Annotated in this window: 1 pseudogene; it reads right to left on the bottom strand. The window is 74.6% G+C overall.

The features are described from left to right. Window positions 1-284: pseudogene (locus ASG00_RS17080) on the bottom strand (apolipoprotein N-acyltransferase); the annotation flags it as partial.

Here is a 284-nt window from a genome sequence, read left to right as displayed (position 1 = left end):
GAAGACCATCAGGAAGGTGAGCCCGCTCACCCCGACCCAGGACACCGTCTGAACGAGGGGGCTGTCGGCTTGGGTGATCCCGAGCCGCGCCCACGGCAGCCCCCCGTACGGCCAGGCGCCCAGCAGCACCTCCCGGCCCGTCCACAACGCGGCCACCAGGCCCGGCAGCAGGAGCAGGCGTCCGACCGGGCCGGGGGCGGCGCGCGGCACCCACCGGTAGGCGAGTGCCAGCGGGATGATCCCGACCGCGGTCAGGGTCCCTTCCACCACGGTCAGTGCCGCCC

This window comes from Microbacterium sp. Leaf351 (genome assembly GCF_001423825.1).
Lineage (GTDB): Bacteria > Actinomycetota > Actinomycetes > Actinomycetales > Microbacteriaceae > Microbacterium > Microbacterium ginsengisoli.
Note: the sequence above shows the minus strand (reverse complement) of the source record. Positions and strands in the feature narration are given on the sequence as shown.